Below are 1,834 nucleotides of genomic sequence, written 5' to 3'. Positions count from 1 at the left end.
GCACTCGTCGTGCTGACCTTCGTGCCGTTCCACGTGCTGCATCCGGTGCGCGTCGTGCGGCTGCGCTGGCTGACGATGTCGTTGATCGCGATCTGGGCGGTGCTCGCCCTCTACGCGCTGCGGATGGATTTTCACGTCGGAGTCGGCGTGACGATCGTGCTCTGCGCCATCGCGCTGTGGATCAGCTTCAGCGACACCCTGATCCGCCTGGGGAGATCATTCGCATGATGGAGCTTCTGGCCAGCCCCGAAGCGTGGGCGGCGCTGCTCACCCTGACGGCGCTCGAGATCGTGCTCGGCATCGACAACGTCATCTTCATCTCGGTGCTGGTCTCGCGCCTTCCCGAGCCGCAGGCGCACCGCGCCCGGCAGATCGGGCTCGCGCTGGCGCTGGTGTTCCGCCTCGTCCTGCTCAGTCTCCTGGTCTGGCTGATCGGCCTGACCGAGCCGGTGCTGTCGACGCTGGGATACTCGTTTTCCTGGCGCGACCTCATCCTGATTGGCGGCGGCCTCTTCCTGATCGCCAAGGCCACGCACGAAATTCACGGCGAGGTCGAGTCCGCCCACGATGCGAGCGAGAAGAAATCCGCAGGCAACGCTTTCTTTTGGGTGATCATCCAAATCATCGTCATCGACCTGGTGTTTTCCCTGGATTCGATCATCACCGCGATCGGCATGGCCGAAGATATCAGGATCATGATCGCTGCCGTCGTGATCGCCTGCGCCGTCATGTACGTTTCGGCAGGACCGGTGTCGCGCTTCGTCGCGGAGCATCCGACTACGAAGATGCTGGCCCTGGCATTCCTGGTGCTGATCGGCGTCGCGCTGGTCGCGGATGGATTCCAGTTCCACATTCCGCGCGGCTACATTTACTTCGCGATCGCGTTCTCGGCGGCGGTCGAGCTCTTCAACGTGCTGGCCAGGCGCAACCGCAGGAAGACTGAAAAGCCCGGGGGCTAATCGTTTCAACTGGCCCGAGTTGACAAGGCCGTCGCGATCGCTTTCGCTGCCCCCGACATCAAGGAGGTCGACTGATGACCAAAGCCGTCCGTGTGCACAAGGTCGGAGGCCCCGAGGCCCTGGTCTATGAGAGCGTCGACGTGCCGGCGCCCGGGCCGGGCGAAGTGCGCGTCCGCCAGCATGCGGTGGGGCTCAACTTCATCGACGTCTATTATCGCACCGGGCTCTACAAGGCGCCGGGGCTGCCCTTCATCGCCGGCAACGAGGCGGCGGGCGACGTGGTCGCGGTCGGGCCCGGCGTCACCAATTTCCATCCCGGCGACCGCGTCGCCTATTACCACAATCTTGGCGCCTATACCGGCGAGCGCAATATCCCCTGGGAGAAGCTGGTCAAGCTGCCCGACCACATCACCTATGAGCAGGGCGCCGTGCTGATGCTGAAGGGGCTGACGGTCTGGTACCTGCTGCACAAGACCTTCAGGGTCGAGCCGCATCATCGCGTGCTGATCCATGCCGCCGCCGGCGGCATCGGCTTGCTCGCGTGCCAATGGGCGAGGGCGCTCGGCGCGCACGTCATCGGCACCGTCGGCTCGCGCGAGAAGGCCGAGCTGGCGGAGGCCAATGGCTGCGATCACGTCATCCTCTACAACGATGAGGATTTCGTCGCGCGCGTGAAGCAAATCAGCCGCAACGAGGGGTGCGACGTCGTCTATGACGGCGTTGGCAAGGCGACTTTCCCGGGCTCGCTGTCCTGCCTGAAGCCGCGCGGCATGTTCGTCTCGTTCGGCAATGCCTCGGGTCCGGTGCCGCCGTTCGCGATCGCCGAGCTCAACAATCACGGCTCGCTGTTTGCGACCCGGCCGAAGCTGAACGAC

General features: G+C 64.4%; 2 protein-coding genes and 1 pseudogene. All 3 read left to right on the top strand.

Going from position 1 to position 1,834, the window contains the following annotated elements:
* Window positions 1-228: pseudogene (locus JHD07_RS15390) on the top strand (phosphatidylcholine synthase); the annotation flags it as partial.
* Window positions 225-959 (top strand): TerC family protein, encoded by a 735-nt coding sequence (locus JHD07_RS15385; protein ID WP_291623620.1) that lies wholly within the window; start codon window positions 225-227, stop codon window positions 957-959. The pseudogene JHD07_RS15390 and the gene JHD07_RS15385, both read left to right, overlap by 4 nt.
* A gap of 74 nt (window positions 960-1,033) precedes the next feature.
* Window positions 1,034-1,834: quinone oxidoreductase (locus tag JHD07_RS15380; RefSeq protein ID WP_291623618.1), on the top strand; the 801-nt coding region annotated here is incomplete at its 3' end.

Source organism: Bradyrhizobium sp. (genome assembly GCF_016462955.1).
GTDB lineage: Bacteria > Pseudomonadota > Alphaproteobacteria > Rhizobiales > Xanthobacteraceae > Bradyrhizobium.
This window is presented reverse-complemented; position numbering and strand designations above follow the sequence as displayed.

Excerpts from the sequence above, each read along its gene's own strand:
- JHD07_RS15385 (WP_291623620.1), top strand. The coding sequence starts at position 225 with ATGATGGAGCTTCTGGCCAGCCCCGAAGCGTGGGCGGCGCTGCTCACC.